Source organism: Hydrogenophaga sp. (assembly GCF_036675665.1).
Classification (GTDB): domain Bacteria; phylum Pseudomonadota; class Gammaproteobacteria; order Burkholderiales; family Burkholderiaceae_C; genus Hydrogenophaga.
In genome coordinates this window covers 62,054-77,683 of the sequence record NZ_JAKFEO010000044.1, presented here as the reverse complement: position 1 = coordinate 77,683, position 15,630 = coordinate 62,054, and the positions used below count along the sequence as shown (strand labels likewise).

At 61.0% G+C, this 15,630-nt stretch carries 16 protein-coding genes and 2 tRNA genes; 8 read left to right on the top strand and 10 right to left on the bottom strand.

What is annotated here, in order from left to right; genetic code table 11:
* On the bottom strand, nucleotides 1-65 hold a 65-nt coding region (locus V6M63_RS16795), incomplete at its 3' end, for a 50S ribosomal protein L27 (RefSeq protein ID WP_324396486.1).
* A gap of 13 nt (nucleotides 66-78) precedes the next feature.
* Nucleotides 79-390 carry a 50S ribosomal protein L21 gene (gene rplU / locus V6M63_RS16790; protein ID WP_056273123.1) on the bottom strand — a complete coding sequence of 104 codons (312 nt, stop codon included), beginning with the start codon at nucleotides 388-390 and terminating at the stop codon, nucleotides 79-81.
* A 274-nt stretch (nucleotides 391-664) separates the two neighbouring features.
* Here rplU and V6M63_RS16785 point away from each other — a divergent pair, with 274 nt between their 5' ends.
* The 8 genes from V6M63_RS16785 (at nucleotide 665) to V6M63_RS16750 (ending at nucleotide 7,373) form a co-directional block, all read left to right on the top strand.
* Complete coding sequence (locus tag V6M63_RS16785) at nucleotides 665-1,594, top strand: polyprenyl synthetase family protein (RefSeq protein WP_332743716.1); 930 nt, start codon at nucleotides 665-667, stop codon at nucleotides 1,592-1,594.
* A gap of 52 nt (nucleotides 1,595-1,646) precedes the next feature.
* Nucleotides 1,647-1,723, top strand: a tRNA-Pro gene (locus V6M63_RS16780).
* Nucleotides 1,724-1,894: 171 nt separating this feature from the next.
* Nucleotides 1,895-3,628, top strand: coding sequence for a type IV-A pilus assembly ATPase PilB (gene pilB, locus V6M63_RS16775; protein ID WP_332743706.1), 1,734 nt, complete (start codon nucleotides 1,895-1,897; stop codon nucleotides 3,626-3,628).
* Nucleotides 3,629-3,660: 32 nt separating this feature from the next.
* On the top strand, nucleotides 3,661-4,878 hold the full coding sequence (locus tag V6M63_RS16770; protein WP_332743705.1) for a type II secretion system F family protein: 1,218 nt from the start codon (nucleotides 3,661-3,663) through the stop codon (nucleotides 4,876-4,878).
* Nucleotides 4,878-5,738, top strand: coding sequence for a prepilin peptidase (locus V6M63_RS16765; RefSeq protein WP_332743703.1), 861 nt, complete (start codon nucleotides 4,878-4,880; stop codon nucleotides 5,736-5,738). Before V6M63_RS16770 ends, V6M63_RS16765 begins: the two co-directional genes overlap by 1 nt.
* Entirely contained in the window at nucleotides 5,735-6,352 is a 618-nt protein-coding gene (coaE, locus tag V6M63_RS16760; protein ID WP_332743701.1) for a dephospho-CoA kinase, read from the top strand. The genes V6M63_RS16765 and coaE overlap by 4 nt, the downstream gene beginning before the upstream one ends.
* Nucleotides 6,353-6,394: 42 nt before the next feature.
* Nucleotides 6,395-7,150, top strand: a complete 756-nt coding sequence (zapD, locus tag V6M63_RS16755; protein ID WP_332743699.1) for a cell division protein ZapD — start codon at nucleotides 6,395-6,397, stop codon at nucleotides 7,148-7,150.
* Between the two features lie 19 nt (nucleotides 7,151-7,169).
* Nucleotides 7,170-7,373: a DNA gyrase inhibitor YacG gene (locus V6M63_RS16750; RefSeq protein ID WP_332743697.1), complete on the top strand. Its 204-nt coding sequence runs from the start codon at nucleotides 7,170-7,172 to the stop codon at nucleotides 7,371-7,373.
* Nucleotides 7,374-7,388: 15 nt separating this feature from the next.
* Here the strand turns inward: V6M63_RS16750 and V6M63_RS16745 are convergent, their stop codons facing one another.
* The 8 genes from V6M63_RS16745 to V6M63_RS16710 form a co-directional block, all read right to left on the bottom strand.
* Nucleotides 7,389-7,850 (bottom strand): NUDIX domain-containing protein, encoded by a 462-nt coding sequence (locus V6M63_RS16745; RefSeq protein ID WP_332743695.1) that lies wholly within the window; start codon nucleotides 7,848-7,850, stop codon nucleotides 7,389-7,391.
* Complete coding sequence (locus V6M63_RS16740; RefSeq protein WP_332743693.1) at nucleotides 7,847-8,725, bottom strand: ATP-binding protein; 879 nt, start codon at nucleotides 8,723-8,725, stop codon at nucleotides 7,847-7,849. The genes V6M63_RS16745 and V6M63_RS16740 overlap by 4 nt, the downstream gene beginning before the upstream one ends.
* A gap of 10 nt (nucleotides 8,726-8,735) precedes the next feature.
* Nucleotides 8,736-9,983: a bifunctional glutamate N-acetyltransferase/amino-acid acetyltransferase ArgJ gene (gene argJ / locus V6M63_RS16735; protein WP_332743691.1), complete on the bottom strand. Its 1,248-nt coding sequence runs from the start codon at nucleotides 9,981-9,983 to the stop codon at nucleotides 8,736-8,738.
* A 65-nt stretch (nucleotides 9,984-10,048) separates the two neighbouring features.
* Nucleotides 10,049-12,802 (bottom strand): preprotein translocase subunit SecA, encoded by a 2,754-nt coding sequence (gene secA, locus V6M63_RS16730; RefSeq protein ID WP_332743689.1) that lies wholly within the window; start codon nucleotides 12,800-12,802, stop codon nucleotides 10,049-10,051.
* Nucleotides 12,803-12,967: 165 nt separating this feature from the next.
* On the bottom strand, nucleotides 12,968-13,918 hold the full coding sequence (locus tag V6M63_RS16725) for a M23 family metallopeptidase (RefSeq protein WP_332743714.1): 951 nt from the start codon (nucleotides 13,916-13,918) through the stop codon (nucleotides 12,968-12,970).
* A 408-nt stretch (nucleotides 13,919-14,326) separates the two neighbouring features.
* Nucleotides 14,327-14,402 (bottom strand) — tRNA-Thr (locus V6M63_RS16720).
* A gap of 19 nt (nucleotides 14,403-14,421) precedes the next feature.
* On the bottom strand, nucleotides 14,422-14,943 hold the full coding sequence (locus tag V6M63_RS16715) for a ClpXP protease specificity-enhancing factor (protein ID WP_332743687.1): 522 nt from the start codon (nucleotides 14,941-14,943) through the stop codon (nucleotides 14,422-14,424).
* A gap of 52 nt (nucleotides 14,944-14,995) precedes the next feature.
* Nucleotides 14,996-15,607: a glutathione S-transferase N-terminal domain-containing protein gene (locus tag V6M63_RS16710; protein WP_056273171.1), complete on the bottom strand. Its 612-nt coding sequence runs from the start codon at nucleotides 15,605-15,607 to the stop codon at nucleotides 14,996-14,998.
* Between the last annotated feature and the right edge of the window lie 23 nt (nucleotides 15,608-15,630).

The following is a 15,630-nucleotide window of genomic DNA, read 5'->3' as shown; positions in this document are numbered from 1 at the left end:
CCGAGCATCTTGGGCTTGGAATCGCGCCCGTTTCGCGTTGAGCCGCCGCCTTTTTTCTGTGCCATGTTGACTTACTCCTCAGGCTGCGATCGACGAAATCTGCAGTTCGGTGAAATTTTGACGGTGACCCTGGCGCTTCTGATAGTGCTTGCGACGGCGCATCTTGAAGATGTGCACTTTGTCGTGTCTACCATGAGCCAACACCGTGACCGTGACCGTTGCGCCGGAAACCAAGGGAGTGCCGACCTTGATCTCGGTGCCGTTGCCGACAGCCAAGACTTGGTCAAACACGATCTCTTGGCCCACATCCGCAGCAATCTGTTCTACTTTAATTTTTTCGCCAGCAGCAACACGATACTGTTTGCCACCGGTTTTTATGACCGCGTACATATGAACCTCTTGTAAAAAATCCACGAATGGAAATCCAGCGGACCAAATTCCGCTGAGCCTGCGAGTTTAGCATGGCACAGTCTGGACAACAAGTAACACCGTTCAGCCCACCAAGCAGGCGCAACGACTGCACTCCGCCTCCAAGGGAGGGGGCAACCTTCTTCCTATAATCCGCATTGCAGCGGCATACCCCAGCCACCCCCTTTCTCTGGCTCGCATCTTGACGATCTCCACCCCCCAAACTGGCAACCCGCTCGAATTGATCCAGCCGGACATGCATCGGGTCGACCAAGTGATCCATGAGCGGCTGACAACCGAGGTACCGCTGGTCAGGGAAGTCGCTCAGTACATCATCTCGGCGGGAGGCAAACGTTTGCGCCCCGCCCTTCTGTTGATGCTCAGTGGTGCCATTGGCAGCCAGAGTCCACATCGACACGCGTTGGCTGCGGTCGTGGAGTTCATTCACACAGCGACTTTGCTGCACGACGATGTTGTGGACGAGTCCACGCTGCGACGCGGACGTGAAACCGCCAATGAACGCTTCGGCAATGCTGCAAGTGTTCTGGTCGGTGACTTCCTGTATTCACGCGCCTTTCAGATGATGGTGGACGTGAACGATATGCGCGTCATGCAAGTGCTGTCGGACGCCACAAATGTGATCGCAGAAGGAGAAGTGCTGCAACTCATGAACATGCACGACGCCTCCATAGACGAGGCGGCCTACCTGAAGGTGATTCGCTCCAAGACCGCCAAGCTCTTTGAAGCCAGCGCCCGACTCGCCGCCATTCTTGCCCGCGCAGACGAATCCACCGAGGCTTTGTGCGCCAGTTACGGACAGGCGTTGGGCACTGCGTTTCAAGTGATCGACGATGTACTTGACTACGAGGGCAGTGCGGAGGAACTGGGAAAGAACCTGGGCGATGATCTGAGGGAAGGAAAGGTGACTTTGCCGATCATTTGCGCCCTGAGAACCGGATCTGAAGCTCAGAAGCACCTGATCCGCCAAGCCATCGAGCAAGGGGATGTGGCCCATCTGGATGACATCCGCTCGATCATTCTCGACACTGGCGCCCTAAGAGAAGCAAGAGCCAGTGCAGATGCTGAAGCGCGGCGAGCGATAGACGCCGCAGCGCAGCTTCCCGAGAATGTCTACAGTGCCGCTTTGCTACAATTGGCGGCGGGTTTGCTGGAACGCCGCTCCTGATCTCCAAGGCGCTTCAGAAGCCGCTTTTTTTTGCGCGGCCCAACAGGCCCATCGGGGTGTAGCTTAGCCAGGTAGAGCGCTACGTTCGGGACGTAGAGGCCGGAGGTTCGAATCCTCTCACCCCGACCAAATTCACCCCCATGTCAAGCCGAAACAGGCACCGATGAACGGGGCATTTCAAGCGATCAGCGCAGACCGCGCAACCTCGTTACAACGCAGATCGGCGCGAATACGCATATTCAACACAACTTGCCTCAATATTGACGGCCAAGTCGTTGATTTACGCTAGATTACGAGTCTATGGCGTCCGTCGAATCAGTCACTCAGGAAACTCCGTCCATGGCCCTGCCCGGCCTGGGTCGCGCATTGGTGTCGGCAGGAAAGCTCGGGCAAAAAGCCGCTGAGGATCTTTACCGCAAAGCCCAGAGTGGCCGATCCAGTTTCATCGCAGAACTCACGGGTTCTGGTGCCGTGTCTGCTTCGGATCTGGCGCACACCATGTCGGTGGCGTTTTCTGCACCTCTGCTTGATCTGGATGCGATCGACGTTCCGCGTCTGCCCACGGGTTTGCTGGATGCAAAAATCTGCGCCGACTACCGAATCGTGGTTCTCAGCAAGCGCAACAACCGCCTGATGGTGGCCACGGCCGACCCGGCCGATCAGCAAGCCGCAGAAAAGATCAAGTTCGCCACGCAGATGGGTGTGGACTGGGTGATCGCCGAGTACGACAAGCTCAGCAAGTTGGTGGAGACGCAGACCACCAGCGTCTCCGAAACGATGGACAACATCATCGGAGGAGAGTTCGAGTTCGACGAAATGGCCACCGAGACCGTGGTCACGGACTCGACCGACAAGGCGTCGGAAGTCGATGACGCCCCGGTGGTCAAGTTCCTGCACAAGATGTTGATCGACGCGTTCAACATGCGGGCCTCAGACTTGCACTTTGAACCCTACGAGCACAACTACCGCGTTCGGTTCCGGGTCGACGGCGAGCTGCGCGAAATTGCCTCGCCGCCCATTGCCATCAAGGACAAATTGGCTTCCCGCATCAAGGTGATCTCCCGCATGGACATCTCCGAGAAGCGGGTGCCGCAAGATGGGCGGATGAAACTCAAGATCGGACCGGACCGGGTGATCGATTTCCGGGTGAGCACATTGCCGACCCTTTTCGGCGAAAAGATCGTGATCCGTATCCTGGACCCCAGCAGTGCCAAAGTGGGCATTGATGCGCTGGGCTATGAACCAGAAGAAAAAGAGCGGCTGATGGCCGCCATTGTTCGTCCTTACGGCATGGTGCTGGTGACGGGTCCAACGGGGTCGGGCAAGACTGTGTCGCTCTACACCTGCCTGAACATCCTCAACAAGCCCGGCATCAACATCTCGACGGCGGAAGATCCATCCGAGATCAACTTGCCCGGGGTGAACCAAGTCAACGTGAATGAGAAAGCCGGCTTGACGTTTGCTGCGGCGTTGAAGGCTTTCCTCCGGCAGGATCCTGACGTGATCATGGTCGGCGAGATCCGGGATCTGGAAACTGCCGACATTTCCATCAAGGCTGCGCAAACCGGGCACATGGTGCTGTCCACGCTGCACACCAACGATGCACCGACCACCCTGACCCGGATGATGAACATGGGCATTCCCACGTTCAACATTGCATCCAGCGTGATCCTGATCACCGCCCAGCGACTGGCCCGCAAGCTGTGCGTTGTTTGCAGGGCGCCCCTGGACGTGCCTCGCAAGGCGCTGATCGACGCAGGCTTCAAGGCCGATGACCTTGACGGCACCTGGACACCCTATCGCCCCGTAGGATGCTCGGCCTGCAACAACGGCTACAAGGGCCGAGTCGGCATATACCAAGTGATGCCGATCACGGAAGAGATTCAACGCATCATCCTGCGCGGTGGAAGCGCGTTGGACATTGCCCAGCAAGCCAGCAAGGAGGGCGTCCGTACGCTGCGAGAGTCTGGCCTGCTCAAGGTGAAGCTGGGCATGACGTCGCTGGAAGAAGTGCTCAGCGTCACCAACGAATGACGCCGAGCCAGATATACGCCTGAGAGGACAACATGGCAACCGCTGTATCCAAGAGCATCAAAGAAGCTGTTTTCGAGTGGGAAGGCAAGGACCGCAACGGCAAGACGGTGCGAGGTGAGACGCGTGCCGCCGGTGAAAACCAGGTGCTCTCTGCGTTGCGCCGCCAGGGCATCATTCCGGGCAAAGTGAAAAAGCGCCGAATGAGTTCGGGCAAACGCATCAAGCCCAAGGACATTGCGATCTTCACGCGCCAACTGGCCACCATGATGAAGGCCGGTGTGCCTCTGCTGCAGGCCTTCGACATCGTCGGACGCGGCAACCCCAACGCCAGCGTGACCAAGCTGCTGAACGACATCCGCTCCGACGTGGAAACGGGCACGTCGCTCAGTGCCGCATTCCGCAAGAACCCCCTCTACTTCGACAGCCTCTACTGCAATCTGGTCGAGGCGGGTGAAGCAGCCGGTATTCTTGAAGAATTGCTGGATCGCCTGGCGGTCTACATGGAGAAGACCGAAGCACTCAAGTCAAAGATCAAGTCGGCGCTGATGTACCCGATCGCAGTGGTCATCGTCGCATTCGTCGTGGTTGCGGTGATCATGATTTTCGTGATTCCCTCGTTCAAGGAAGTGTTTTCTTCGTTCGGAGCTGACCTCCCTGCTCCCACCTTGTTTGTGATCGCCATGAGCGAGTTCTTCACCGAGTACTGGTGGCTGATCTTTGGCGGATTGGGTGGAGGGTTTTATTTCTTCATGCAGGCGTGGCGCCGCAATGAAAAGGTCCAAAGATTCATGGACCGCGTCCTGCTGAAACTGCCGATCTTCGGTGTGCTGATCGAGAAGTCGGTCATTGCCCGCTGGACCCGCACGCTTTCCACGATGTTCGCAGCAGGCGTGCCCTTGGTGGAAGCGCTCGATTCAGTGGGCGGCGCCTCGGGCAATTCGGTCTATTCGATCGCCACAGAGCGAATTCAGCAGGAAGTGTCGACGGGTACCAGCCTGACCAACGCGATGACCAACGCCAACATATTCCCGTCCATGGTGCTGCAGATGTGCGCGATCGGTGAAGAGTCCGGCTCAATCGACCACATGCTGGGCAAGGCCGCAGACTTTTATGAAGCCGAGGTGGACGACATGGTGGCCGGCATCTCCAGCCTGATGGAGCCCATCATCATCGTGGTGCTCGGCACCGTCATTGGGGGCATCGTGGTCTCGATGTATCTCCCCATCTTCAAGCTGGGTCAGGTGGTTTGATGCTGGGCGCGGGCGCGCCGGAGGCGGCGCTGCTGGGGCTTCTGGGCCTGTTGGTGGGCAGTTTTCTCAATGTGGTGATCCACCGACTGCCCAAAATGATGGAGTTGCATTGGGCGGCTGAATGCGCGGACCTCCAAGCGGGAAAAGAAGTCTTGCAACAGTCCGTTCCCGCGGCCGAACCTTTCAATCTCATGGTGCCGCGCTCGCGCTGTCCCCACTGTGGGCACCAGATTCGATGGTTTGAAAACGTCCCGGTCTTCAGTTACCTCGCGCTGCGCGGCAAGTGCAGCCAGTGCGCTGCGCCGATCAGCCTGCGGTATCCAGTGGTGGAACTCACATGTGGAGCGCTTTTCGCCTGGTGCGGCTGGCGATGGGGTCTGGGTTGGGAAGCCTTTGCATGGTGCGGGTTTTCGGCAGCGGTGCTCTCGCTGGCCGGCATCGACTGGGACACCACCTTGCTGCCCGATGACATCACGCTGCCCTTGTTGTGGGCTGGATTGTGCGCTGCGGGGCTCAGGCTCACCGATACGGCGCTTCCCGATGCGCTGTGGGGCGCGGTGGGAGGCTACCTGTCGCTGTGGCTGGTCTATTGGGCCTTCAAACTGACCACGGGCAAGGAAGGCATGGGCTATGGGGACTTCAAGCTCTTCGCGGCCTTCGGCGCTTGGTTTGGGTGGCAGGCACTCGTTCCCATCATCCTGATGGCCTCTGTGATCGGCGCCGTGATCGGAATCGGCATCAAACTCAAAGGTGAGCTGCGCGAGGGTGGCTATGTCCCGTTCGGCCCCTTCCTCGCGTTGGCGGGATTGACCGCCATGATCTTCGGACCATCGGCGATCCTGGCTGTCATCGGACTGTGAACGCCTCTTTGCGGTCAAGCCCACGCCTGCGACTGGGACTCACCGGTGGCATTGGCAGCGGTAAAAGTACCTTGGCGCGGCTGCTTCAGGGGATGGGCGCAGACTTGATCGATGCAGACGCCATTTCGCGCGCTTGCACCGAAAGCGGTGGCTCGGCCATCCAGGCGATTGCTGAAACGTTCGGCGACGCGTTCATCACAACCGACGGCGCCCTGGACAGGCAGCGCATGCGCGAACACGTGTTTGCCCAACCCGAAGCGCGCAAAGTGCTTGAACGCATCGTCCATCCGTTGGTGGGCGACGAGATCCGCCGCAAAATCTCGCTCGCAACGGCCAGCGTGGTGGTGTTTGATATCCCCCTCTTGGTCGAGTCGCCACACTGGCGACCGCAGCTGGATCGGGTGCTGGTGGTGGACTGTTTACCTGCCACACAGGTCCGTCGAGTGACCCTGCGCAGTGGGTGGGACCTGCTCACCATCGAGGCCGTCATGCGCAGCCAAGCTGCGCGCGAGACGCGATTGGCCGCGGCGGACTTTGTGGTGTTCAACGACTCCGACAGCATCGACAACCTGCAACATCTGGCTCGGGCGCTGGCGAATCGGTTCGGGCTATGATGAAGACCCGCTCGCTGCACCGCCCTGCGCACCCAAGCCGCTGTGATCCTGTACGAATACCCTTTCAACGAACGCATCCGCACCTACCTGCGACTTGAACAACTGTTCCGTCGCATGGTCGAACTGGTGCCGCGCCAGCATCCGCTGGACCACCACTTCGCGATCCAGACCATCTTCGAGATCATCGAAGTCGCCTCTCGAGCAGACATGAAGTCCGATGTGCTCAAGGACATCGACCGGCACAAGCAGCAGCTCATCGCCTACCGCGGCAACCCGATGATCTCGGAGCAAGCACTCAACGAGGCCATTGGCCAATTGGAAGATTGCTTTTCACAGCTCAACGGGCTGGCAGGCAAGACGGGTCAGTCGCTGACCGAAAACGACTGGTTGATGAGCATCCGCAGCCGCATCGGCATCCCCGCGGGCACCTGCGAGTTTGACCTGCCCGCTTACTACAGTTGGCAGCACCACAGCGCCGAGGAGCGTCAAGCCGACTTGCAACGGTGGTCAGTGCCATTGGCGCCGCTGGCTGAATCCATTGTTTTGCTGCTCAAGATGCTGCGGGATTCAGGCTCTCCGCAAAAGGTGGTGGCACCCGGTGGTCAGTTCCAGCAAACCCTGCCACAGGGTCGCACCTTCCAGCTGCTGCGCCTGCGCATGGACCCGAGCACCGGCCTGATTCCGGAAATCAGCGGCAACCGCCTGATGCTGTCGGTGCGTTTGATGCGCCAGGGTGATGACGACCGCTTGCACTCGGCACAAGACGACACAGCGTTCGAACTGACCCTCTGCGCCTGAGTTTTCTCTGACACTTGCCATGTCCTCGAACGTCAACACCAACCCATTGAAAACAGTGCGTTGCCCGGGATGTGGCGGGCCGAGCATCTATGCGCCCAGCAATGCCTTTCGCCCGTTCTGCTGCGAGCGCTGCAAGAACATGGACTTCGGTGCCTGGGCCACGGAGAGCTTCAAACTGCCCGAGCAGGACAGCCAGAACGATCCGGACTTCGGGGTTTCTTGAACGATCGGCCTCGGCTCAGCTGGATGCCGAACCGCGCTCCTGCACAAGCCATTCCAGCACCGGCACGGTGCCAGGCAAAATCGGCTTGCATCGCACTGGCACACCTTCCCAACTGAACTGCTGACCTTCGCGCATCTGCAGTTCACCCGTCCAGTCATACACCTTGCAGAAGTGCAGGCGGACCAGTGCATGGGGGTAATCCACCAGGCTGTCGCGCCAAGCGTGTGCCGCACCGATGGTCACGCCGATTTCTTCCTGCAGTTCGCGCCGCAGGGCCTGCTCGACCGACTCGCGCGCTTCAAGCTTGCCGCCCGGGAATTCCCAATAGCCTGCGTACACCTTGCCCACCGGACGTGACGTGAGCAGGAAACGGCCATCGGGCGCGATCAGGACCCCCACCGCAACATCGACCACGGGTCGGTCAATCGGTCGCGCAATGCCGGGCTCAGCGTCCACGACAAGGACCTGGCCGTTCATGCCTTCGATGCGTGTGTGCCGGCGTAGTCGCGGGCGAACTGGTAGGCCACGCGCCCACTGCGCGAACCACGCTCCAGCGCCCAGACCAGCGCCTGGGGTCGCGCCGTCGCGATGTCGATGGCGGACACGCCGAACGAGGACAACCATTGCGCCACGATCGTGAGGTACTCATCCTGACTGAAAGGATAGAAGCTCACCCACAGGCCAAAGCGCTCCGAGAGCGATATCTTTTCTTCCACCACCTCGCCCGGGTGCACTTCGCCCTCGGCGGTGTGCGTGTAGGTGAGGTTCTCCTTCATGTACTCGGGCAACAGATGGCGCCGGTTGCTGGTGGCGTAGATCAACACATTGGGGCTGGCCGCCGACACCGAACCGTCCAGGATCGACTTGAGCGCCTTGTAGCCGGGCTCGCCGTCTTCAAAGCTGAGGTCGTCGCAAAACACGATGAAGCGTTCCGGGCGGTCGGAGACGACATCAACGATGTCCGGCAGGTCCACCAGATCGGCCTTGTCGACCTCGATCAGGCGCAGGCCTTGAGGTGCGTATTCGTTGAGACAGGCCCGTATCAGCGAAGATTTGCCCGTGCCGCGCGCGCCCGTGAGCAGCACGTTGTTGGCAGGAAGGCCCTGCACGAACTGCAGGGTGTTGCGTTGGATCTTCTCTTTCTGGCCATCGATTTCCTGTAGGTCGGCCAGGCGCATGGCGCCGACCTGGCGCACCGGCTCCAGCGCGCCATGCCCACTGCTGCGCTTGCGGTAGCGCCAGGCCACCGCAGCAGACCAGTCGGGCGCCTGCATGGGCTGTGGCAACACCGATTCAATGCGGGCCATCAGCTGTTCGGCGCGCTCCAGCAGGCGTTCGAAATGTTCGTTCATGGCACGCAGATCAAGAGCGGTAGTCGGCGTTGATGGTCACGTAGTCGTGGCTGAAATCGCAGGTCCACACCGTCTCGGTGGCAGTGCCACGGCCCAGGCCGATGCGAACCAGGATTTCCGCCTCCTTCATCACGCGCTGACCGTCTTCCTCGCGGTAGTCGGGGTGACGGCCTCCTTGGGTGACCACATGCACATCGCCGAGGTGCAGGTCGATGCCGCTCACCTCCAGGTCGTCGATGCCGGCGTAACCCACGGCAGCGAGGATGCGGCCCAGATTGGGATCGCTGGCGAAGAAGGCGGTCTTGACGAGGGGCGAGTGCGCCACGGCGTACGCCGCCAGCAAGCATTCAGCGGCGGTGCGTCCACCGTCAACCTGGATGGTGATGAACTTGGTGGCGCCTTCTCCGTCACGCACGATGGCGTGCGCGAGGTGCCGCGCCACCTGCGTCAGGCCCTCCAGCAGGGCACTGCCTGCCGGGCTGTCCAGATCAGTCACGGGGGTGTTTCCCGCTTGACCCGTGGCAACCACCACGAAGGAGTCGTTGGTGCTGGTGTCGCCGTCCACTGTGACGCGGTTGAACGATGCATCGGCGAGGCGACGGGCCAGCTCGTTCATGAGCGTGGGGGCCACGGCGGCGTCGGTGGCCAGGAAACCCAGCATGGTGGCCATGTTGGGGCGAATCATGCCGGCGCCCTTGGCGATACCCGTGGCACTCACGACGCACCCATCAATCGTCATGCGCTGGCTGGCAGCTTTGGGCAAGGTGTCAGTGGTCATGATGCCCTGGGCCGCCGAGAGCCACTGCGCACCGCTGTCCGTCTGCGGCAAGGCCGCATCGGTCAGTGCACCGGGCAATCCCGCCAGCAGTCGATCAAGCGGCAGTGGCTCCATGATCACGCCTGTGGAGAACGGCAGGACTTGTTCGTGGTGCAGGCTCAACGAGCGGGCCAATGCAGTACAGGTCTGGCGCGCATGGGCCAAGCCGGGCGCACCCGTGCCCGCGTTGGCGTTGCCGGTATTGACCACCAACGCACGAACACCCTGCCCCGCCGCCAGGTGCTCACGGCACACCTGCACCGGGGCGGCGGCGTAACGGTTCTGGGTGAACACCGCGCCAACCGCACAACCCTCGTCCAACAAAAAGACCGTGAGGTCCTTGCGGTTGGCCTTGCGAATGCCTGCCTCAGTCACACCGATGCGCACGCCCCCGATGGGGAGCAGGTCCGAGGCCGAGGGCGTGTCGAGTTGAACGGGCATGTGAACTCCGTGTATTCAGGGTGAAGTCAGCCAGCGGGACGCGCGGGACCGAAGGCCCCGCTGCGTCAGTCCAGCTTGCCGTGGCACTGCTTGTATTTCTTGCCGCTGCCGCAGGGACAGGGGTCGTTGCGTCCCACACGCGGCACATCGCCGGCGGGACGAGGCACGGCACGGGCCGCACCCACCGTAGTCGCTTCACCTGTTTCGGTGGGCGCTGTGTAGGTCACGTTGGCGATCTGCTCGGCACGCTCCTCCAGTTGCTCGGCCGCCTGGGTCATTTGTTCAGCCGACTGCACGCGCACGTTCATCAGGACACGCGTCACGTCGTTCTTCACCGTGTCCAGCAACTGGCCGAACAGCACGAAGGCCTCGCGCTTGTACTCCTGCTTGGGTTGCTTCTGGGCATAGCCACGCAGATGAATGCCCTGGCGCAGGTAGTCGAGAGCGGACAGATGCTCGCGCCATTGCCCATCGATGGTCTGCAGCAGCACGACACGCTCGAACTGGGTGAAGTTCTCTTCGCCCACGATCTGCACCTTGCCATCGAACACCACTTTGGCAGCGGCCACCACACGCTCGGCAACCTCTTCGGCGTCGATCGATTCCGCATCCGACACCCAAGTCGTCACGGGCACATCCACTGCCCACTCCTCGCGCAACACGCGCTCCAGCGTGGGCAGGTCCCACTGTTCCTCGACGCTGCCTTCGGGCACGTATTCGTGCACCAGATCGGCAAAGCAGCCGTCGCGCAGCGAATCAATCTGGGCTCGCAGCGATTCGGCATCCAGGATGTCGTTGCGCTGCTGGTAGATCACCTTGCGCTGGTCATTGGACACGTCGTCGTATTCGAGCAGTTGCTTGCGGATGTCGAAGTTGCGAGCCTCGACCTTGCGCTGCGCGCTCTCGATGCTTCGCGTGACGATGCCAGCCTCGATGGCCTCGCCCTCGGGCATCTTCAATCGATCCATGATCGCTCGCACGCGATCGCCGGCAAAGATGCGCATCAGCGAGTCATCCAGGCTCAGGTAGAAGCGCGAGGAACCCGGGTCGCCCTGGCGGCCTGAACGACCACGCAACTGGTTGTCGATGCGCCGCGATTCATGGCGTTCGGTGGCGATGATGCGCAAGCCGCCGAGTGCCTTGACCTTGTCGTGATCGGCCTGCCAATGCTGGCGCAGCGATTCGATGCGCGAGGCCTTGGTGGCTTCGTCCAGCGACTCGTCGTTCTGCACCGCGTCGACCATCTTTTCCAGGTTGCCGCCGAGCACGATGTCGGTACCGCGACCTGCCATGTTGGTGGCGATGGTGATGCCGCCCGGGCGACCCGCCTGGATGATGATGTCGGCCTCGCGCGCATGTTGCTTGGCGTTCAGCACCTCATGGGGCAGGCCTTCCTTGGCCAGCAGCTCGGCGATGATTTCCGAGTTTTCGATCGATGACGTGCCCACCAGCACGGGCTGCCCCCGTTCATGACACTCGCGAATGTCCTCGATGGCGGCAACGTACTTCTCTTTCGTCGTCTTGTAGACACGATCAAGCTGGTCAACCCGCTTGCTCACCCGGTTGGGCGGAATGACCACCGTTTCCAGGTTGTAGATTTCCTGGAATTCATACGCTTCGGTGTCGGCCGTGCCGGTCATGCCGGCGAGCTTGCCGTACAGGCGGAAGTAGTTCTGGAAAGTGATGGAGGCCAGCGTCTGGTTCTCGGGCTGGATCGCCACACCTTCCTTGGCTTCAACCGCCTGATGCAGGCCGTCGCTCCAACGCCGGCCCGTCATCAAGCGGCCGGTGAACTCGTCGACGATCACGATTTCGCCGTTCTGATTCACGTAGTGCTGATCGCGGTGGTAGAGGTGGTGCGCCTTGAGCGACGTCACCAGGTTGTGCAGCAACGCAATGTTGGCCGGGTCGTAAAGCGACGCGCCCTCGGGCAACAGACCAGCCTGGCTGAGCAACTGCTCGGCATGCTCGTGACCCTGTTCGGTCATGTGGATCGCATGGGCCTTTTCGTCCACCGTGAAATCGCCCGGTTTGATGACTCCCTCACCCGTGCGCACATCGGCTTCACCTTCCTGGCGCACCAGGTGTGGAACCAGTTGCTTGATGGCCATGTAGGTCTGGGTCTGGTCTTCGGCCTGACCGCTGATGATCAAGGGCGTTCGGGCCTCGTCGATCAGGATGGAGTCCACCTCGTCGACGATCGCGTAATTCAAGCCGCGCTGCACGCGGTCGGCAGACTCGTACACCATGTTGTCGCGCAGGTAGTCGAACCCGTATTCGTTGTTGGTGCCGTAGGTGATGTCGGAGCGGTAGGCCGCCTGCTTCTCTTCGCGCGGTGCCTGAGGCAAGTTGATGCCAACCGTCAGGCCCAGGAAGTTGTACAGACGTCCCATCCATTGCGCATCGCGGCTGGCCAGATAGTCGTTGACGGTGACCACATGCACGCCCTTGCCCGTGAGCGCGTTCAGGTAAACCGGCAGGGTCGCGGTCAGGGTCTTGCCCTCACCCGTGCGCATCTCGGCCACCTTGCCGTGGTGCAGCGCGAGGCCACCCACCAACTGCACGTCGAAGTGGCGCATCTTCATGATGCGCTTGCTGCCCTCCCGCACCACCGCGAAGGCTTCGGGCAGCACGGACTCCAGGCCCTCGCCCTGCGCTATGCGCTGCTTGAACAATTCGGTCTGGCCACGAAGCTCGTCATCGCTGAGCTTTTCAAACTGCGCCTCCAGACCATTGATGCGCTCCACCGTTTTGCGGTAGGTCTTGAGCAAACGGTCGTTGCGGCTACCAAAAAGTTTGGTGAGGAAGTTTGTGGCCATACATGCAGGCCCGCACCAGACACCCTGAAGGCGCCGGGCAGGCAAAAGAAATGAGGAGGGCTCTTGCGAACCTGGAGGGCATACACCGAGCGCCACTGAGGTGCCGGCGAACGCGGAGCTTTCAAGAGCAAAGCCGCGATTTTAACTGGCGAGACCCGGCCCTGTTCAAGGCTTGCGAGGGCCCACCGCCGCAGGCCGGGCCGCAGCAATTTTTTCACCAGCCGCCAGGAAACGTTGCGGGTCCTGTGGCACGCCGGCAACCCAGACTTCAAAGTGCAGATGTGGACCGGTGGAACGACCGGTAGAACCCACGCTGGCGATCTTCTGCCCGCGTTTGACGATGTCGCCCTTCTTCACGAAGGTCTGGGAGGAATGGGCGTAGCGAGTGATCAGGTCGTTGCCGTGGTCAACCTCGATCATGTTGCCGTAGGCAGCGTGGTACTCCTGCACCACCACCACGCCACCGGCGGCCGCCAGGATCGGCGTGCCCACATCGGCCGGAAAGTCCAGCCCGGTGTGCAGGGCCGAGCGGCCGGTGATCGGATCGATGCGGAAGCCAAAAGGCGACCCGACCCGGACACCGTCCACGGGTTTTTCGGTGGGTATCAGCGTTTGCCGGATTTTCTGATCGAACAACCGCGATTCCACGACCGTGAGCCAGTCCACCCGGGAGCCACTGGAGACCTCGACCGTGTCAAGCGCCTGCATCAGCTCCTGCATGCTGATGTCACGGCTGGCCACGAGGGAGCCACCGGAGCCTGGTGCATTCTTGAACTCGGCCGGATTGAGCCCCGCCAGACCCGCCACACGCTCACCCAGCGAATCGATCTGAATCATGCGTGCCTGCATTTCCCCGAGCTTGCGGGCCATGGCGTCAAGATTGGCACGCATGTAGGCGTCTTTGGAATCAACCTCACTTTGGTGGACCAAGCGGGCGACAGAGGCAAAGCCGGGCCATCCTTGACGCACGCCCTCGAGAAAGAACCAGTGGTATGTGCCGATCGACACGAGCATCAGTACCACGGAGGCCAACATGCCCGCACCGATCAGCTTGAAACCGTTGAGGTGCAGCGCCTTGCTCTTGGCCAACCAGGCGTCCGTGATAATGATGTGCACTCTGAAACCTTTCCTTGTGGTGAGCCGCGAGTGCCCATCCGTCCAATTCACATGGCCACCGACCAACGACCCCGCACGCTCTACAGCCTTGAACAGGCCGTTGGGGCCGCACCGTCGCTGGCCCTGCTGCAGGAGCGCATTCGCGAGTCCCAAGGGTGCATGGATCAGATACGACATCTGATACCGGCTGCCATGCGTCAGCAGGTGGTGGCTGGCCCTTTGCAAGACCAGGAGTGGTGCCTGCTGGTGGGCAGCGCGGCGGCGTCCACCAAGCTGAGACAACTGTTGCCGGCCATCCAGCAGGCATTGACCCAAAGCGGTGCGCAGGTTAACGCAATCCGGATCAAAGTCCAAGTGCCGGGGCGATGAATGCGCGCTGGGCGCAGGCCGATGGCAAATACCGGGGGTTGGTGCCGCTTGTCTGACTCGAACAGACGACCTATCGCTTACAAGGCGATTGCTCTACCAACTGAGCTAAAGCGGCCCCGGGGAAGGATGCGAGTTTACTTGACGCGTTTGAGCTGCGGCCGACCCGCCGCGCGGCCTGGGCCATCGGATGGTGGCTCAGGCGGTTCGTCGTCCTCGACTGGCGCATCCTCGCTCGTCACTGAGCGCAGCGGGCTGCGCGACGCGGTGTCTGTTGCCGGCTCGGGCGCATCGGACGTCGCGTCCGCTTTGACGGCGGACAGCGTGGCGGGCGCCGGCGCGGGGAAGGCCATGCCCTGGCCGTTCTCGCGCGCATAGATGGCGATCACATGGCTGATGGGCACGACAATTTCGCGCGCCACGCCACCGAAACGGGCCTTGAACTCGATGAAATCGTTGCCCAGACGCAAGGAGCTGATGGCGTCCACGCCCACGTTGAGCACGATCTCACCGTTCTTCACGAACTCCATCGGCACCTGCACAGAGGCATCCACCTGCACGGCAATGTAGGGGGAGAACCCGTTGTCCGAACACCATTCGTGCAAGGCACGGATCAGGTAGGGCCGGGTGGATGGGATATCGGTGTCGACAGGACTCATAACCGGTTGCTGGGGCTAAAGACGACCCGGCCGCACACGACCGGGTGCGTCATCACTTGCGCATCACTTTCTCGGACGGCGTCAACGCTTCAATATAGGCCGGGCGCGAGAAGATGCGCTCGGCGTACTTGAGCAGAGGAGCCGCATTCTTGCTGAGTTCGATACCGTAGAAGTCCAGACGCCACAACAACGGCGCAATGGCCACGTCGAGCATGGAGAAATTGTCGCCCAGCATGAACTTGTTCTTCAGGAACACGGGGGCCAGCTGCGTGAGGCGGTCGCGGATGTGGGCCCGAGCCTTCTCAAGCGCCTTTTCGTTGCCTTTGGTGGCGCGCGATTCGAGCATGGAGACGTGTGTGAACAGCTCCTTTTCGAAGTTCAGCAGGAACAGCCGCACACGAGCGCGGTCCACCGGGTCACCGGGCATCAGTTGCGGGTGAGGAAATCGCTCGTCGATGTATTCGTTGATGATGTTCGACTCATACAGGATGAGATCGCGCTCGACCAGGATGGGCACCTGGCCGTACGGGTTCATCACGCTGATGTCTTCGGGCTTGTTGTAGAGGTCGACATCCCGGATCTCGAAGTCCATGCCCTTTTCGAACAACACGAAGCGGCAGCGGTGGGAATACGGGCAAGTGGTGCCCGAGTACAAGACCATCATGAGGGAGTCTCCTTAAAGCAAAA